The sequence below is a fragment of the Aeromonas sp. 1HA1 genome, from assembly GCF_029237385.1.
Lineage (GTDB): Bacteria > Pseudomonadota > Gammaproteobacteria > Enterobacterales > Aeromonadaceae > Aeromonas > Aeromonas popoffii.
The window spans coordinates 17944-34698 of record NZ_JAACGC010000023.1 but is presented as its reverse complement, the minus strand read 5'-3'; the positions used below and the strand labels follow the sequence as shown (position 1 = coordinate 34698).

The window sequence follows — 16755 nt, the reverse complement described above, 5'->3', positions numbered from 1 at the left end:
CTGGCATGCTATCTCGCTGAACTGTTTTGGACAGATTACAACAGTCACCTCTTTGTACCGCAGAACCTTCTCACCACAAGCCGTGGTCGATATCGATTCTTGAACATGATTGGACGAAGCCCATGCTGGGTGTCATAGGAGGCTTCACCTTTAAGGGGAGGCTAGTTAACACATGTGCAATTGGTTCTAACACTGGTATCCCTGCATAGGGGCAAATTGCGACACTATGGCAGCTCGTAGTTTATCCACTGGATATGTGGTGGCATGTCGCACAGAGGGGGATCAGGTCCCTTATGGGATCGACCTCATAGGTTTCGCCAATAGTAGATATTGGAGTGAGATGGTGAACGTGGAGAAGAAAGGGCCAATGTGCCCTTTCTTCTCTTCATCTGTTTGATATATATCTCGGTAGCGATAGGTTTTCTTATTTTTTGTTCACTATGAAGCGCATGCTGCGGGAGTGGCACGGCGCCAGCTCGCCAAACTCGCCAGTGGCCAGCTCAAGGGGCAGGGGCTGCTCGTCCATCCGCACCGCTTGCCAGTCGCTCAAGGTGTGCTCGCTGATGACCTTACCCCCCTCCAGTACCGCCTGTTCGCTCGGGTTGTAGACCCGGATCACCAGCGCTTCTTCATCTTCGGCCTTTTTCAGGGCGCTCAGCACCGGGCCGGACGGATCCATGGTGAGCAGACTGAAGTGCAGCGGGGTGGTGAAGCTCGCCTTGTTGAGCTTCATGGCATCGAACGGGATCTTGTTGTAGCAGCGCACCGGGGTGAGGTAGCTGCGCGCCGCCTGCATCACGTTGGCGCTGATGTGATTGCCAGCAAACGCCAGCAGGCTGAAACGACAGCCAAGCTTGCCGCGCACCTGGGAGTCCGGGGTGGGCAGCTTGATGCCGGAGGGGCGACCCGGGCGCAGCAGCAGATCCTCCTTGCCGAGTACGCCGACCCCGCGCAGCAGGGTGAGTGCCAGGGTGTCACACTGCTCGCCAATCACTTCAAACTCGCGCAGACCATCGCTCAACACCGCCAGCCCCTGCTTGCCATCTTGCAGGGCGACGAAATTCATCAGCTGCCAGACCGGAATGGGAGCCTCTTTCCACCCCTCGACCTCCCAGTCGGCCATGGCGCTGTCGCGAGTGGGGCGGGTGATGCAGCCAAACTGATTGTCAGAGACCACTGTGTCGCTCGGGAAGGGGGTGGGGATCAGCACCCGCACCCGGTGATCATCGGCCTGATTGTCGAGCTCCAGTTCTATGTCGATGCGCGGACTCTGGTGCGCCAGGGTGATGTGGCAGGTGACATCAAGGTGCCCGCTGCACTGGCGATCCGCACGCTCGGTGAGGTTGGCCGGCAAGGCCATGCGCAATTTGAGGGTCGCGATGCTCTGCCACGCCTGATGGGTGACCTCGTGGGTCACGGCAAACTCGGTGGAGTAGCGCAGCCACTCCTCCCGCGATGGCGAGTAGTCATACTCGTCGCCATCATCGGAGCCCTCTTCCAGCGTGAGCACCTGATCAAAGGTGGTGCCGCGCAGCTTGTCCAGGATCTGCAAAGTGCCGTTGTCATTGAGGGCGATGCGGTAAAAATCGTTCTCCAGCAGCTCGCCGCTGGCAGTCACCGGCTGCTCTAAGCCCGGCTGGTTGCCTTCGATATGCAGAGTGCAGTAGCCCATGGACGGCAGCGGATGGCAGAGCTGGATGTCGTACTCCATAAAGGGGTCGTAGTTGCCGTAGTGAACGATCTGTCTGTCCACCAGACCCGGGTCAATCTCCCGTCTGGCACGGATGAAGTAGGGGACCGGCTGGCCCGCTTCATCGCGCAGGGCAAAGGATTGGGCGCGAATGCGGATGCTGGTGTTGATCACCTCCTGACGGGGGAAAGGCATCAGGTTGAACAGGCAGAGTTTGTCGGCTACCTGCACCCCGTCGTCGCACAGCGCCACCGGCATGTTGTCGACAATCTTGCGCATGTAGAAGCGGATCAGGTTTTCGGCCATGTCGTCGGCCAGAATGAAGCGGGTCATCACCTCCTGATGCACCTTGTCGCTGCAGCAGCAGCCGATGCTGTCATGGGCGTGGTTCTTCATGATCTCCTTCCACATCTTCTCCAAAAGCCCGTGGTGGTACTCGAAGCCGAGCGCCCAGGCGATGCTCGCCAGCGGTTCGAGGATGTTGACGATCTTGTTCTCGATGGCGGCGTGGGCCAGCTTGATGTCCATCCGGGTGGAGGAGATGGTGCGGTGTACCCGCATGTATTTGCCGTCGTTGAACTCCCCCTTGAGGGTGGCCAGCTGATCGCGGCACGCCTCGATGCGCTCGAAGACCTGCTCGAAGCGGCTCATGTGGAATTCACGCTGGGGGTAGATCTCCCGCAGCTTGTCGATGATGGCGAAGATGTTCTGCTGCAGTGGCATCTGGTCGTGGCCGTTGGGCAGCAGGATATCCTGGGTGACCGAGGCCTTCTCCAGCACCTTGAAGTAGGATTCGAGCCGCTTGCGTAGCCCCGCTTCATCTTCCGGCAGGTACTTGCCGATGGCGTAGCCGAGCGGCAGCACCTGGGCGGTCACCTCGCTGCCATCGTTGCTCTGCCAGAGGAACTCGGTCTTGTCGGTGCCGTGACGCTCGGAGCAGCCGCGCCAGAACATGGCACGGTCAATCCCGAAGCCGTTGAAGATGTGGGGCAGTTGGGAGGACATGCCGAACGAGTCGGGCAGGTAACCGATCTTCATCGGCTCGCCAAGGCTAAGGCAGTCGCGCATCCCGTAGAGCAGGTTGCGCAGGATGGACTCGCCGCTCACCTGCATGGTGTCGGTCTGGGTGTACCAGGGGCCGATGATGAGCTTGCCCGCTTCCACCAGCGCCTTCACCCGGGCTTTGTTCTCGGGCTGGATGGCGAAGTAATCCTCCAGCACGGCGGTCTGGCCGTCGAGCACATAGAACTTGTAGTCAGGGTCGGATTCAAGACGCGCCAGGATCTCCGCCATGTTGTTGATCAGCAGGATGCGGGACTCCTCGGTGGTGAAGTACCACTCCCGATCCCAGTGCATGTGCGGCGTGATGTGAACTCGTGAAACTGTCATGACAATGATCCTTTGCTGACGCACGGCGGCCCTTGCCTGCCGTGCGGAAAAATAGTCTGTTGAAAAAGCGGTTGTGAAGATGAGCCTTACTCTGCGGCGACCACCTGATAGGTGCCGCGCTGCATGGCGTGCCGGCGCCAGCCGATCAGCACCAGAGTGGAGATAAGGGTGCCCACCAGCGCCGCACCGAGCCAGACGGCGGCAGCCATCAGGGCGCCTTGGCCGCCATCGTGGAGCAGGAACAGGGAGAAGATGCCAGCCCCCGGGGTGGAGAGACCAATCCCCATGGCACCCACCATGGCGCCGGTGACGACCGAGCCCGCGAGGAAAGAGCCGATCACCCGGATCGGGTCTTCGATGGCCATCGGAATGGCACCCTCGGTGATCCCCGCCAGCCCCAGCAGCCAGGTCGACTTGCCGGTCTCGATCTCGAAGGTCTGGAACAGTCGCGGCGCCAGCAGGGTGGAGGCGGTGACGGTAAAGGCCGAAACCATCTTGACCGCGCCGAAGATGGCGTAGGGGCCGTAGACCCCGTTGGCCATGGCGCCGAGGCAGAAGGCGTAGGCCGCCTTGTTGACCGGGCCACCCAAGTCAAACGAGCACATAAAGCCGAGCAGGGCGCCCAGTACCAGCGCATTGGTGCCGGAGAGGCCGTTGAGCCACTCGGTGAGGCTGTTGTTGAGCCAGGCCACCGGTTGGCCGATGACAAACAGCATCAGGCTGCCTGCCACCAGGGTGCCGATCACCGGATAGAGGTAAAAGGTGAGAAAGCCGTTGAAGTTGGGGCCGAGGCGCACATGCTGCTTGACCCAGCGCATCAGGTAACCGGCGATAAGGCCGCCGACCACCCCGCCGAGAAAACCGGAGCCAATCATGTTGGCGGCCAGTCCCGCCGCAAAGCCCGGGCCCAGCGCCGGTTTGTCGGCCAGCGAATAGGCGGTATAGGCCGCCAGCACCGGCACCATCAGGGTGCCCAGCATGCCACCGCCGAGTTTTCGGTACATCCAGAGCCAGGAGTTCTCGGTATCAAACAGATGTTGCAGGCCGAAGATCTGGGCCAGCAGCACAGAGACGGCGAGCACGGTACCGCCCGCCACGATCAGTGGCACGGCAAAGGAGATGCCGCTCAGCAGTGCCTGCTTGAGCTCGGTCTTGAGGCCCACCTTCTTGCCGCTTGGGGCATCGCTCTGGCTGGTGTTGGGCGTCGGGGCGGTGCGCCCGGTCTTGGCGGCCTCCAGCGCGTCATTCAGGATCCGCTCGGCATGGCGAATGGGCTCGGCCACCGGCGTCTCGATCCGGGGGATGCCGGCGAAACGCTCCTGCTCCTTGACTGCCACCTCGGCGGCGAAGATGCAGGCCACGGCGGTATCGAGCGCCGCTCGCGGCAGGCGATCCTCAATGCCGTTGGCGCCCTGTTTCTCGACCACTACCCGAATGCCCAGCTTGCGCCCCGCTTTTTCCAGATACTCGGCGGCCATATAGGTGTGGGCGATCCCCGCCGGACAGGCGGTGACACAGACCACAGTGGGTTTATTTGTATCTAATATGTCTTCTTTTTCTGGTTGCTTGCCGCTATCCCCTTCACCACCGAGCAGCGCCATCAGCTGCTCGGCACTCTGTGCTGCCAGCACCGCCTCGCGGGTATCGTCATCCACCAGGGCGGTGGTGAGGGTGGTGAGCAACTGCATATGGGTGGAGCCTGCCTGATCGGTCGGGATCGCCAGCATGAAGATCAGGTTGACCGGCTCGGGGCCGTCGATCCCCTCCCAGCTCAGCTCCTCGCTTAAGGTCGCGACGGCAAAGGCTGCTTCGCGCACCGCATCGCACTTGCCGTGGGGCACCGCCAGCCCTTCGCCAAGGGCGGTGGGGCCCTGCGCCTCGCGGGCCATGACGGCGGCCAGAAAGGCGGCTTTGTCGTGCAGCTTGCCGGCCTGATCGAGCCGCTCAGCCAGGGCATGAATGGCCGCATCCCGATCGGCAAACCGGGTTTGCAACGTGATGAGATGGGGGCCGGTAAGACTGGTCAGATTCATGATGATCCTCTGTCAGGTTGGCTTGCCAGCAAGCCGTCAGGGTGAAAGTGACAGCGATGCTAACAAACCGGTCGACTGATTTTTGTGATTGGTATCATACAATCCATTATTTGTATTGTTTTTGTATTATTTGATCGAGGTGACTTGTTAGGTCAAATAAGGCCAAGCCGTTTTGTCTGCCGGGCAACTGGGGTAGAATGGCGCCTCTTCTATTTATCATGGCGCAGAGCCGACGAGGTGGCCTTTCGTGTCGAAAAAACCCATGTATCGCCAGATAGCTGACACCATCCAGCAGTGGATTGCGCAAGGTGAGCTGGCTCCCGGTGATGCCCTGCCCACCGAAGCCGAGCTGCGCGAGCAGTTCGGGGTGAGCCGGGTGACGGTGCGTCAGGCCCTCAAGCAGCTGACCGAACTCAACGTCATCGAGAGCATTCAGGGCAGCGGCAGCTATGTGCGGCAGGAGAAGGTGAACTACGACATCTATCAGCTCACCAGCCTCTATGAGAAGGTGACCGATCCGGCGGCTGAGACCCACAGCGACATTCTCGCCTTCGAGGTGATCAAGGCGAACCGCGAGCTGGCCGAGCGGCTCAATCTGGTGGAAGGGGCGCTGGTCTACTACGTCAAGCGGGTGCGCTTTATTCGCCAGATTGCGGTGACGCTGGAGGAGACCTGGATGCCGCTCACCCTCTTCCCCGACCTCAGCTATGCGGTGATGCAGGGCTCCAAGTACCACTACATCGAAGAGGTGAAGCAGCTGGTGATCGACCGCAGCGAGCAGGAGATCATTCCCGTGCTCCCCTCGGCGCAGGTGGTGGAGGCGCTCGGTATCGATCCCGCCAAGCCCATTATCGAGAAGGTCTCCCGTGGCTTCTTGCAAGATGGCACAGTGTTCGAGTTCAGTCGCAACTTCTTCAAGAGTGATGACTACAAGTTCACCCTGGTGGCTCGTCGCAGCAGATAGGGAAATATACTCGGTGAGTCAACCAATTTTTGGGAATGGCGGGATCGTGATGGGGGATCCCATCGGCCAGCCCGAATTTATCGAGGAGCTGCTGTGGCAGTGTCGAACCCGACTACCTCAGCCTGAGGTAGCTCACATTCGGCCAGGCTTCCTGCTAAATGTTGTTTAGGTATCCCTTGTCACACTCTGCTCATGCCGCCCTTTACAGGGTCTGACCACTTCCCGACACTTTGTTGAGCAATGACTCAGAATGGAGTGCAACATGCGTGAACAAAAGGCCCATCTTGTTGATCAGGAAGTCGATTTCCCTGCCGATACACAGCTGGTCTCCACCACGGATCTGCAGGGTGTGATCACCTACGCCAACGATCATTTCTGCCGGGTGGCCGGCTACAGCCGCACCGAACTGGTGGGCCAGCACCACAACATGGTGCGCCACCCCGACATGCCCAAGGCCGCGTTTGCCGATCTGTGGGGCAAGCTCAAGCAGGGCAAGCCGTGGCGCGGCATGGTGAAGAACCGCTGCCAGGATGGCCGCTACTACTGGGTGGATGCCTATGTCACCCCCCTCTTCGAGCAGGGCAAGGTCAATGGTTACCAGTCGGTGCGCTGCCGCGCCGATCCGCAGATGAAGCACCTTGCCGCCCGCACCTATGCCCGTCTGCGCGCTGCCGAACAAGGGGGTCGCCAGCCCCATCTCTCCCTGTCATGGCTGCGCCACGGGGTCGCCGGGGCCGGGCTGCTGGCGCTGGCCTGGCTGGGAGCCGTGCAGCTTGGTGCCTCGGCGCCACTCTATATGGCGCTGCCGCTGGTGCTGCTGGGCCTGCTCTATCGACACGAGCTCATCACCACCCCGCGCTACCTGCAGCAGCTGGCCAAGGAGTATGACAGCCTGACCCGGCTCATCTATTCGGGGCAGGAACCGAGTGCCATCGCCGATTTTCACATCAAGCTGCTGCAGGCTCGCATCCGGACCGTGCTGGGGCGGGTGGATGATGCCACCCACGCCCTGCAAGATCTGGCGGTGCACCTGAAAAGCGCCTCCAGCGAGGCCAGTTCTGACATTGCCGAGCAGGATGCCCAGACCCAGCAGATGGCGGCGGCCATCACGCAGATGGCGAGCACGGCGCAGGAGATAGCCCGCAACATCCAGGACACTAACAACCAGATCGCCCAGGCCAAGACCCATTGCCAGCACACGGATCGGCAGCTCATCGACACGGAGCGCAAGATCACCGAGCTGGCAACGGAGGCGGAACACGCCTTTGTCTCGGCGGTGGCGCTGGCCAGTGAATCGCATCGCATCGGGGTCTTGATGGGGGAGATCCAGGGCATAGCGGATCAGACCAACCTGTTGGCGCTCAACGCCGCCATCGAAGCGGCCAGGGCGGGCGAGCAGGGGCGGGGCTTTGCGGTGGTGGCGGACGAGGTGCGCACCCTGTCGACTCGTACCCACAAGGCGACCGAGCAGATCCAGAGCAGCATCAGCCAGATCCAGCGTACCCTGAATGGCTGGAAGGGGATGATGCAGAACAACCTGCAACAGACCCAGGCCTGCGTGGAGATGACCCGGCAGGGCTCCGGTAGCCTGCATCAGGTGCTGGCCGAAATCGAGCTGGTGATGGACTTCTCGGCCCAGATCTCGGCGGCGGCGGAGCAGCAACGGGCGGTGGTCGAGGACATCAGCCAGAACGTCAACCTTATCTCCCAGCACTCCCATGCTAACAGCAACAAGATGCAGGATGTGGACGAGTCGAGCGAGATCCTGCTGACCAAGGCCAGACAACTCCAGTCGCTGGGGCAGACCTTTGGCTGATCCTGACTGTTCCATTGATGCAGACAGCCACAAGGCCACCCCGCGGGGTGGCCTTGTGGCGTGAGAGCGCGTCTGATGCCCTCAGTCAGGGATGGACCCTTGGCCGGCATTAGCGGGGGCCAGCTCGCTCCCCTTGTCTGTGTACAGGGCTGGTTGCTGAGATAGGCGTTGAAGATATCGGCCCGGCCCTTGCTGAGATCCTCGATATTGACCAAGGTCTGGAGCAGGGTGGAATGGGGCTCGATTGGGGTTAGTAGTAAAGGGTTGCCCGCAACGTGGCATCCTGATGGGTGGAAAACATCATGATCCGTTTGCCACGCATGGCATCAATGGTGAGAATGCCGCTGGCACGGCGGCCAGGAAGAGGGACGGGGAGTGTTGAAAGAGGCAGGCGATCGCCAGTCAGGGTATGCCTGGGCAGAGGAGGTCAACAGCACTGTGTTGCCCACGTCAACGTCGGTACGACCGCTTTGCCGCTCCTCCACCAGGCTTATCCTTGCCACCGGCCTTATCTCCGCGTCCAGTCCGGCTGTGGCATAGCTGGCCATGTGATAGCCCACAAACTGGGGTCAGCGCAGCTGGAGCAGCACAGGTTCCGGCGGGGCTCTGCTGGCCCGTAGGGGAATGGCGTAACTGATGCCCATCAGGAGCAACCAAAGCACGCATCTCTTCATCCATGCGAGTCTTGTTCTGAGTGTTCCATGGGGGGCGACCCCTTGAGAGGGTCATATTCTTGTAATGAAGCACATTCTAAAGGGTTTTTTGATGTACCGGATACTAGCGCAGCACAACGAGTTCATGGTGATCAACAAGGGGCCCGGCCTTGGCATGCATGACGAGACCGATGAGTCCGGCCTGGTCAATCCGGGTCTGGTCAGCCGGGTCAAGGCCGACACCGGGTTTGTCCTCTATCCCGTCCATCGGCTCGACAAAATGACCTCAGGGCTGGTGTTGCTGGCGCGCACCACGGCGGCGAACCGGGCGCTCAGCATGGCGTTTGCGGATCGGCAGGTGAGCAAGCAGTATCTGGCCCTCTCCGATCGCAAGCCCAAGAAGAAGCAGGGCTGGGTCAAGGGGGATATGCAAAAAGGGCGTGGTGGCAGCTGGATGCTGGCGCGCAGCCTGGACAACCCCGCCATCAGCTGGTTTGACTCAGTGCCGGTGCGCGAGGGGTTGCGGCTCTACCGCATCAAGCCCCAGACCGGCAAGACCCATCAGATCCGGGTTGCCCTTAAAAGCATAGGGGCGCCCATTCTGGGGGATGAGCGCTATGGCGGCACGGCGGCCGAACGCGGCTACCTGCACGCCTGGCGCTTGAGTTTCACCCTGGCAGATGAGGCGTTTGATTTTATCTGCCCCCCTGATGAGGGGGAGCTGTTTCTCCTGCCCGAGCTCAATGCCGCCATCGCGCGCTTGAGCGAATGAGCGGTGCTCAGGCGGTGCCGGAGAGCCGGGTGCCTGCCAGCGGCTGGATCCTGGCGGATTTTGACGACACCCTGGCCCCGGGCGACAGCCACGCCGGCCTGCTGCGTTACATACTGAGTCGCCGCCTCTGGCCGTTGTTGTTGCTGCCGGTGATCACGCTGGGCGGCCTGGTGTACCTTGTACCCAGCCAGCGCAGGCGGGGGATTTCGCTTATCTGGTGGGCCATCACCCTGGGGCTTTCGCCCCTTGGCTGGCGCAAGCTGGTGCGGGCCTATTGCCGTATCCGGCCAGGCCTGTTTCGCGAGGCGCGCACCTTGCTGGCGGACGTGCACGAGCGCTGCTGGGTGATCTCCGCCAGCCCTCGTGCCCTGGTACGAGGCCAGCTCTATCAGCAACTGCCCGGCAAGCTGCCCCATCGTACCTTGGGCTCCCGGATGCACTACCGCTACGGCGGTCTGATACCGCGTTTTTACTGCCACGGTCGGCACAAGATACTGCCCGAGATCCGCGCCCTCACTGTGACGCTGGCCTTGAGCGACAGCCTGCACGATCTGCCGCTACTAGCGCAGGGCGCACAGGCCTGGCTCATCAATCCCACCCCGGGGCGCCTGCAAACAGCACGGGCTCACTTGCCCCACATAGTGCCCAAACAGTGGCGGCTGTAAGGGAAAGCTGACAGCCCGTCGGGTCGCCGTGAGGCGATCCGCAAGGCTGCGGCATCAATGTCACAATCTATTTACATTTTTTGGCGATGGAGTCGGGGAAACTATCTGGAACCCGCCTCTTCTCTTCTGCTACGCACCTGCTTCTAATGAAACAAGTTGTTAACAATGGATCGATTGACGGAGTGGCCGGCCTGGCCGTGCGTCGCTGCGTTAACCCGTTTTAACCACTTTCAGTCATCAGCCAACAGCAAGGAGCGCCTCATGACGACCATTTCCTCTTCCCGTTCCCACACCATCAATCCCCTCGGCACCGATGGTTTCGAATTCGTCGAATACACGGCACCGGATGCCAAAGGCATTGCCGCCCTCAAGACGTTGTTTGTCTCGCTGGGGTTCGCCGAGGTGGCAGAGCACAAGCACAAGCAGTGCTGGCTCTACCGTCAGGGTGACATCAACTTCGTGATCAACGCCGAGCCCCACTCCCAGGCGGAGCAGTTCGCCAACCTGCACGGGCCGAGCGTCTGCGGCATGGCATTTCGGGTGGCGGATGCGGGCAAGGCCCAGCAGTTCGCCATCGCCAAGGGTTCCAAGCCCTTCGTCGGCAAGATAGGGCCCATGGAGCTCAATATCCCTGCCATCTACGGCATCGGCGAGAGCACACTCTCGTTTGTTGATCGCTACGGTGACAAGGGTTCCATCTATGACGTGGATTTTGTCTTCTACCCCGATTGGCAGGCGCGCATGGCCGAGGTGGACGCAGGGCTTTACGAGATCGATCACCTGACCCACAACGTCCAGCGCGGCAACATGGATGTCTGGTCCAACTTCTATGAGCGGATCGGCAACTTCCGGGAAATTCGCTATTTCGACATCGAAGGCAAGCTGACTGGCCTGCATTCTCGTGCAATGACGGCCCCCTGCGGCAAAATTCGCATCCCCATCAACGAATCCTCCGATGACAAGTCCCAGATCGAGGAGTACCTGCGCCAGTACAAGGGGGAGGGGATCCAGCACATAGCCCTGGCCTCCAGCGACATCTACCAGACCATACGCACCCTGCGTGGCCGTGGTACCGGTTTTATGCCGACGCCGGATACCTACTACGAGAAGGTCAACAGCCGGGTCGAGGGCCATCAGGAAGATCTGGAGGCGCTGAAAGCGCTGCGGATCCTGATCGACGGTTCACCGACGAAAGATGGCATCCTGTTGCAGATCTTCACCGACACCGTCATCGGCCCCGTGTTCTTCGAAATCATCCAGCGCAAGGGCAATGAAGGGTTTGGCGAGGGCAACTTCCAGGCACTGTTCGAATCCATTGAACTGGATCAGATCCGCCGCGGGGTACTCAATGATGCGTAACGGGACCCGGCTTCATCGAGCCCAGCCACATTCATGCGAGGTACTTGGCGATGCGTAACTGGATAAGCTTTCCCCATCGGGAGGGGACCCACTCCCGGCAGGCTCATGCCGATCTGCCCGAGCAGGCCATCTACGAGCGTGAACTGGGGCGGGCCGGTTTCTTCGGCCCCGCCACCCACATGCACCACAAGCACGCCCCCACCGACTGGAGCAACTGGGAGGGGCCGCTGCGGCCACGGCTGTTCGACCTTAATGCCCTTGACGAGGAGGTCAATTCTCTCTCCCCCTGGGTGATGCCGGATATCCTCAGCAATCCTCACTGCCGCTATCGGATGTGGCGGCTGGCACAAAAGATGCCGTTTCTGGTGCGCAACGCCGACGGCGACGAGCTGCTGTTTATCCACGAGGGGGGCGGTGACTTCTTCTGCGATTACGGCCACCTGACCCTGCGGGATGGCGACTATGTGGTGATCCCCCGTGGCACCATGTGGCGCATCGAACCCAGCTCGCCCATGTTCATCCTGATGATAGAGGCGACCAACGACAGTTATCAGCTGCCGGACAAGGGGCTGGTGGGCAATCACGCCATCTTCGATCCGGCGGCGCTGGATGTGCCCGCCATCAATGAGGCCTTTTTAGCCCAGCAGGATGAAAATCCCTGGTCACTGCAGGTCAAGCGCCACGATAAGGTGTCGGTTATCACCTGGCCCTTCAATCCGCTGGATGCGCTGGGCTGGCACGGGGACTTGTGCGTGGTCCGCCTCAACTGGCGCGACATTCGTCCGCTGATGAGCCACCGCTACCACTTGCCACCCTCGGCCCACTCCACCTTTGTGGCGAGCCGGTTTGTGATCTGCACCTTCGTGCCGCGCCCCATAGAGAGCGATCCCGGCGCCCTCAAGGTGCCCTTCTATCACAGCAATGACGACTACGACGAGGTGCTCTTCTACCACGCCGGGGATTTCTTCAGCCGGGACAATATCGAGCGTGGCATGGTCACCTTCCATCCTGCCGGCTTTACCCACGGCCCCCATCCCAAGGCGTTTGCGGCGGGGCAGGCCTATGCCAAGAAATTCACCGACGAGGTGGCGGTGATGCTGGATACCCGCGATGCGCTCAATGTTGGCAGCCTGTGCGAGGGGATAGAAAACCCGCGTTACGTCAGCAGTTGGCGTCGTCCGGACCTCATGACTGCCACCGGCAAATAAGGATTTTTATGAAACTTGCAACCTTGAACAATGGCAAGCGCGATGGCGCCCTGGTCGTCGTCAGCCGTGACTTGACCCGTGCGGTGCGAGTGGCGTCCATCGCCACCACCCTGCAAGGGGCGCTGGATGAGTGGGCGCAAACCGCCCCCCGCCTTGCCGCCGTCTATCAGACCCTCAACGATGGCACCTGTGCCGATGCCTTCCCGTTTGATGAGAGTGAGTGCCTCTCGCCCTTGCCCCGCGCCTACCAGTGGGCCGACGGCAGCGCCTATGTCAACCATGTGGAGCTGGTGCGCAAGGCGCGCGGCGCCGAGATGCCCGAGAGCTTCTGGCATGACCCCCTGATCTACCAGGGCGGCTCGGATTGCTTCCTGGCCCCCCGTGCCCCTATCGTCATGGGCTCGGAGGCCTGGGGTATCGATTTCGAGTCGGAGGTGGCCATCATCACCGACGATGTGCCCATGGGGACGAGCCCGGAGGCGGCGGCCGCCCACGTCAAGCTGCTGATGCTGGTGAACGACGTGAGTCTGCGCAACCTCATCCCCGGCGAGCTTGCCAAGGGCTTTGGCTTCTTCCAGTCCAAACCCTCCAGTGCCTTCTCGCCGGTGGCCATCACCCCCGATGAGCTGGGCAGCGACTGGCAGGAAGGCAAGGTGCATCTGCCGCTGGAAACCCATCTCAATGGTGTCCTGTTCGGTGCGCCCAATGCCGGGGTGGACATGACATTCAACTTCTATGAGCTGGTCGCCCACGCCGCCAAAACCCGGCCACTCGGTGCGGGCTGCATCATAGGCTCGGGGACCGTCTCCAACTATGACCGCAGTGCCGGATCCTCCTGCCTCGCCGAACTGCGCATGTTGGAAATTATCGAGTCAGGTCAAGCCACTACACCCTTTATGCGCTTTGGTGATACAGTGTCCATCGCGATGCAGGATCGCAATGGGATGAGTCTGTTTGGCACCATTTTGCAAAAAGTCACGCAACAGGATGTCAACCAGATGACGTGAAGGAGCCAGTGTGGGCGCAAGGCCGACTGGTGAACGGCAGGTGCCCTTGCACCTGCCAACACAGGGACAGATTATGTTGCAGTTGTTTGGATATTGGCGTTCATCGGCAAGCTATCGGGTGCGGATCGTGATGCAGCTCAAGGGGCTCGATTACGAGCATCACCCAGTCAACCTGCGGCAGGGCGAGCAGCGCGAGAAAGCCTATTCTCGCATCAACCCCCAGGGGCTGGTGCCCTTTCTCATCGACGGGGATGTGCAGTTCGGTCAGTCGGTTGCCATCATGGAGTACCTCGACGAAACCTACCCCGCCTATCCCCTGATGCCCTCGGCCGCCCAGGCGCGAGCCAGGGTGCGCCAGATAGTCAACATGATCGCCTGCGACACGCACCCGCTCGACAACCTGCGGGTGCTCAACTATCTGGAGCAGGAGCTGGGGCTGGGCAAGGCGCAGCGTGATACCTGGTATCGTCACTGGATTGACGAGACCTTCACCGCCCTCGAACAGTTGTTGATGACCACGGCTGGCGTCTATTGCGTTGGCAATGAGGTGACCCTGGCGGACTGCATGCTGGTACCCCAGGTCTACAACGCCCGCCGCTACGACATGACCCTGGATGAGTACCCCACCATCGCCCGTATCGTCGCCAACTGCGAACAGTTGCAGGCTTTTATCAAGGCGGCCCCTGCCAACCAGCCGGATGCGCAGCCCTGAGCCCGGTTTGACCCATCCTCACGAATGACATTGCAAGCCCATCGCCCCGTACGGGTGTTTCCAACCGTGCAGGGCGATTGTGTCATGGGCCAGGTGAGCCACCTAACCCTCTACTGAAGGTGACCGGAAGAAGGCGATAAACTTGCCGAATTTCGCCTCGTCGTAGCTCTTTCCCTTCTCCAGCAGTCCGGTATTGACCGATTCCAGCAGCTTGCCCTTGGCATCCAGCACGTAGAAGTGGGGGACCCCCAGGTACTCGGGGTAGTGTGTCAGGAAGGAGGCGTTGTTGTTCGCCTTGCTGACGTTCACCTTGACCACCACGAAGGTCTGGTTGAACTGACTGGCAAGGGTTGGCTCCCGGTCCAGGAAGTGGTTCATCTCTTGGCACCAGCTGCACCATTCTCCGCCCACCAGCAGTAACACCTTCTTGCCCTCACCCTGCGCCTTGGCGGTGGCGGCGGCCAGATCCTGCGCAGGATCCCGCTGCTCGTCATACCCCTGACTGTAATCGGGCAGTGTGCTGGTCCAGAGAGGGTGGGCGCTGTACGCCACGCCATGGAACAGGGCCGTGCCAAGCAGCAGTGGCAATAGCAGTCGCTTCATCCTTTTCTCCTTGTGTTGTTCGTTGCTTCCAAGCCGCAACAATGTGACACGAGCGAGCCCCGCCGCCAAGCCACAAGAGTGGGATTCCATAGACAGGATGCGGAAAAGCCGGGGGAGGAAGCGCAGGGGAACCAAAAAGCAAAGCCCCTCGTGAGGGGCTTTGTTATTGGCTGGTTGGCCAGGATATCCGTCAGCCGATCAGTAGCTCTGCTGGTGGACGTCCATCACGGCGCGACCGGACGGGTCGGCCATCTCCTTGAACTTGGCATCCCACTCCAAGGCGGTGGGAGTAGAGCAGGCGACCGACTTGCCGTAGGGCACGGTACGGGCGGCAGATTCCAGCGGGAAGTGCTCGTCGAAGATGGCGCGATAAAAATAGGCCTCCTTGGTGAGCGGGGTGTTGACGGGGAAGCGGAATGCCGCCGCCTCGAACATCTGATCCGTCACTTCGGTCTCGACCATGGCTTTCAGGCTGTCAATCCACGAATAGCCCACGCCATCGGAGAACTGCTCCTTCTGGCGCCATGCCACTTCATGGGGCAGCAGCTCCTCGAAGGCTTCGCGCAGAATATGCTTCTCGATCTTGCCGTTGCCACACATCTTGTCGGCAGGTTGCAAGCGCATCGCCACATCCATGAACTCCTTGTCGAGGAAGGGCACGCGGCCTTCCACGCCCCAGGCGGCCATCGACTTGTTGGCGCGCAGGCAGTCATAGAGGTGCAGGGAGGCGAGCTTGCGCACGTTCTCTTCGTGGAACTCGCGGGCGTTGGGCGCCTTGTGGAAGTAGAGATAACCGCCAAACAGCTCGTCGGAGCCCTCGCCCGAGAGCACCATCTTGATCCCCATCGCCTTGATGTAACGGGCCATCAGGTACATGGGGGTGGAGGCGCGGATGGTGGTGACGTCATAGGTCTCGAGGTGATAGATGACATCCCGCAGGGCATCCAGACCCTCTTGCACGGTGAAGTGGATCTGGTGGTGGATGGTGCCCAGATGATCGGCCACCTTGCGGGCGGCGGCGAGATCCGGTGAGCCTTCCAGCCCCACGGCGAAGGAGTGCAGCTGCGGCCACCAGGCCTCGCTCTTGCCATCGTCTTCCACCCGGCGGGCGGCGTAGATCTTGGTGATGGCGGAGATGACGGACGAATCCAGCCCGCCGGAGAGCAGCACGCCATAGGGCACGTCACACATCAGCTGGCGTCTGACTGCCGCTTCCAGCGCGGCTTTCAGCTCGGCCTTGTCGCTGACCTTGTGCTCGACCGCGCCGTACTCCATCCAGTCGCGTTTGTACCACTGTTTGAGTTCGCCATCCTTGCTCCAGAGGTAGTGTCCCGGCGGGAAGGTTTCAACGCTCTTGCAGACCGGCACCAGCGCTTTCATCTCGGAGGCGACATAGAAGTTGCCGTGTTCATCGCGACCGGTATAGAGGGGGATGATCCCCATGTGGTCACGACCAATCAGGTAGGCATCCTGTTCGGCGTCATAGAGGATAAAGGCGAAGATGCCGTTGAGATCGTCCAAAAAGGCGGGGCCCTTCTCCTTGTAGAGCGCCAGCAGCACCTCACAGTCGGAGTGGGTCTGAAACTGGAAGTCGCCCTTGAGGTTCTTTTCGAGCTCCTTGTGGTTGTAGATCTCGCCGTTGACGGCCAATACGTGAGTGCGCTCCGGGTTGTAGAGCGGTTGGGCGCCATTGCCCGGATCGACGATGGCCAGGCGCTCGTGCACCAGAATGGCTTTGTCGGAGCTGTAGACACCGGACCAGTCAGGACCGCGGTGACGCAATCGCTTGGACATCTCCAGCGCCGATTTGCGCAAGGCTGCTGCATCGGATTTGATGTCCAGAATGCCGAAAATAGAACACATTGGCGGTAATCCTCTTGATTT

The 16755-nt window shown here is 60.8% G+C and carries 12 protein-coding genes and 1 pseudogene; 8 read left to right on the top strand and 5 right to left on the bottom strand.

What is annotated here, in order from left to right; genetic code table 11:
- Positions 1 to 424 precede the first annotated feature (424 nt).
- Together mngB and mngA are read right to left on the bottom strand one after the other, a co-directional pair.
- On the bottom strand, positions 425 to 3079 hold the full coding sequence (mngB, locus tag GWQ22_RS09625) for a mannosylglycerate hydrolase (RefSeq protein ID WP_275930156.1): 2655 nt from the start codon (positions 3077 to 3079) through the stop codon (positions 425 to 427).
- Between the two features lie 86 nt (positions 3080 to 3165).
- A complete protein-coding gene (gene mngA / locus GWQ22_RS09620; RefSeq protein WP_275930155.1) occupies positions 3166 to 5112 on the bottom strand; it encodes a PTS 2-O-a-mannosyl-D-glycerate transporter subunit IIABC in 1947 nt (648 codons plus the stop codon).
- A gap of 247 nt (positions 5113 to 5359) precedes the next feature.
- On the opposite strand from mngA, the gene GWQ22_RS09615 reads away from it, so the two are divergent.
- Complete coding sequence (locus GWQ22_RS09615; RefSeq protein ID WP_275930154.1) at positions 5360 to 6076, top strand: GntR family transcriptional regulator; 717 nt, start codon at positions 5360 to 5362, stop codon at positions 6074 to 6076.
- A gap of 262 nt (positions 6077 to 6338) precedes the next feature.
- Entirely contained in the window at positions 6339 to 7892 is a 1554-nt protein-coding gene (locus tag GWQ22_RS09610) for a PAS domain-containing methyl-accepting chemotaxis protein (RefSeq protein ID WP_275930153.1), read from the top strand.
- A gap of 146 nt (positions 7893 to 8038) precedes the next feature.
- On the opposite strand, the pseudogene GWQ22_RS09605 reads toward GWQ22_RS09610, so the two are convergent.
- A pseudogene (locus GWQ22_RS09605) lies at positions 8039 to 8440 on the bottom strand (ABC transporter substrate-binding protein); the annotation flags it as partial.
- Between the two features lie 217 nt (positions 8441 to 8657).
- Here GWQ22_RS09605 and GWQ22_RS09600 point away from each other — a divergent pair.
- The 6 genes from GWQ22_RS09600 to maiA all read left to right on the top strand — a co-directional run bounded on the left by GWQ22_RS09600 (position 8658) and on the right by maiA (position 14268).
- Positions 8658 to 9317, top strand: coding sequence for a TIGR01621 family pseudouridine synthase (locus GWQ22_RS09600; RefSeq protein ID WP_275930152.1), 660 nt, complete (start codon positions 8658 to 8660; stop codon positions 9315 to 9317).
- Positions 9314 to 9982, top strand: coding sequence for an HAD family hydrolase (locus GWQ22_RS09595; RefSeq protein WP_275930151.1), 669 nt, complete (start codon positions 9314 to 9316; stop codon positions 9980 to 9982). Before GWQ22_RS09600 ends, GWQ22_RS09595 begins: the two co-directional genes overlap by 4 nt.
- Positions 9983 to 10243: 261 nt before the next feature.
- Positions 10244 to 11341, top strand: coding sequence for a 4-hydroxyphenylpyruvate dioxygenase (hppD, locus tag GWQ22_RS09590; protein WP_042036679.1), 1098 nt, complete (start codon positions 10244 to 10246; stop codon positions 11339 to 11341).
- A 50-nt stretch (positions 11342 to 11391) separates the two neighbouring features.
- Positions 11392 to 12549, top strand: coding sequence for a homogentisate 1,2-dioxygenase (locus GWQ22_RS09585; protein ID WP_275930150.1), 1158 nt, complete (start codon positions 11392 to 11394; stop codon positions 12547 to 12549).
- A gap of 8 nt (positions 12550 to 12557) precedes the next feature.
- Positions 12558 to 13556, top strand: a complete 999-nt coding sequence (locus GWQ22_RS09580) for a fumarylacetoacetate hydrolase family protein (RefSeq protein WP_275930149.1) — start codon at positions 12558 to 12560, stop codon at positions 13554 to 13556.
- Between the two features lie 73 nt (positions 13557 to 13629).
- Complete coding sequence (maiA, locus tag GWQ22_RS09575) at positions 13630 to 14268, top strand: maleylacetoacetate isomerase (RefSeq protein ID WP_275930148.1); 639 nt, start codon at positions 13630 to 13632, stop codon at positions 14266 to 14268.
- 102 nt (positions 14269 to 14370) lie between these two features.
- Here maiA and GWQ22_RS09570 read toward each other — a convergent pair whose 3' ends face one another.
- Together GWQ22_RS09570 and asnB are read right to left on the bottom strand one after the other, a co-directional pair.
- Positions 14371 to 14871 carry a thioredoxin family protein gene (locus GWQ22_RS09570; RefSeq protein WP_275930147.1) on the bottom strand — a complete coding sequence of 167 codons (501 nt, stop codon included), beginning with the start codon at positions 14869 to 14871 and terminating at the stop codon, positions 14371 to 14373.
- A gap of 198 nt (positions 14872 to 15069) precedes the next feature.
- Positions 15070 to 16734 carry an asparagine synthase B gene (gene asnB, locus GWQ22_RS09565; protein WP_275930146.1) on the bottom strand — a complete coding sequence of 555 codons (1665 nt, stop codon included), beginning with the start codon at positions 16732 to 16734 and terminating at the stop codon, positions 15070 to 15072.
- Between the last annotated feature and the right edge of the window lie 21 nt (positions 16735 to 16755).

Coding starts and splice junctions, on each gene's coding strand:
- mngB (WP_275930156.1), bottom strand. CDS start 3,079: ATGACAGTTTCACGAGTTCACATCACGCCGCACATGCACTGGGATCGG.
- mngA (WP_275930155.1), bottom strand. CDS start 5,112: ATGAATCTGACCAGTCTTACCGGCCCCCATCTCATCACGTTGCAAACC.
- GWQ22_RS09610 (WP_275930153.1), top strand. CDS start 6,339: ATGCGTGAACAAAAGGCCCATCTTGTTGATCAGGAAGTCGATTTCCCT.
- GWQ22_RS09600 (WP_275930152.1), top strand. CDS start 8,658: ATGTACCGGATACTAGCGCAGCACAACGAGTTCATGGTGATCAACAAG.
- GWQ22_RS09595 (WP_275930151.1), top strand. CDS start 9,314: ATGAGCGGTGCTCAGGCGGTGCCGGAGAGCCGGGTGCCTGCCAGCGGC.
- hppD (WP_042036679.1), top strand. CDS start 10,244: ATGACGACCATTTCCTCTTCCCGTTCCCACACCATCAATCCCCTCGGC.
- GWQ22_RS09585 (WP_275930150.1), top strand. CDS start 11,392: ATGCGTAACTGGATAAGCTTTCCCCATCGGGAGGGGACCCACTCCCGG.
- GWQ22_RS09580 (WP_275930149.1), top strand. CDS start 12,558: ATGAAACTTGCAACCTTGAACAATGGCAAGCGCGATGGCGCCCTGGTC.
- maiA (WP_275930148.1), top strand. CDS start 13,630: ATGTTGCAGTTGTTTGGATATTGGCGTTCATCGGCAAGCTATCGGGTG.
- GWQ22_RS09570 (WP_275930147.1), bottom strand. CDS start 14,871: ATGAAGCGACTGCTATTGCCACTGCTGCTTGGCACGGCCCTGTTCCAT.
- asnB (WP_275930146.1), bottom strand. CDS start 16,734: ATGTGTTCTATTTTCGGCATTCTGGACATCAAATCCGATGCAGCAGCC.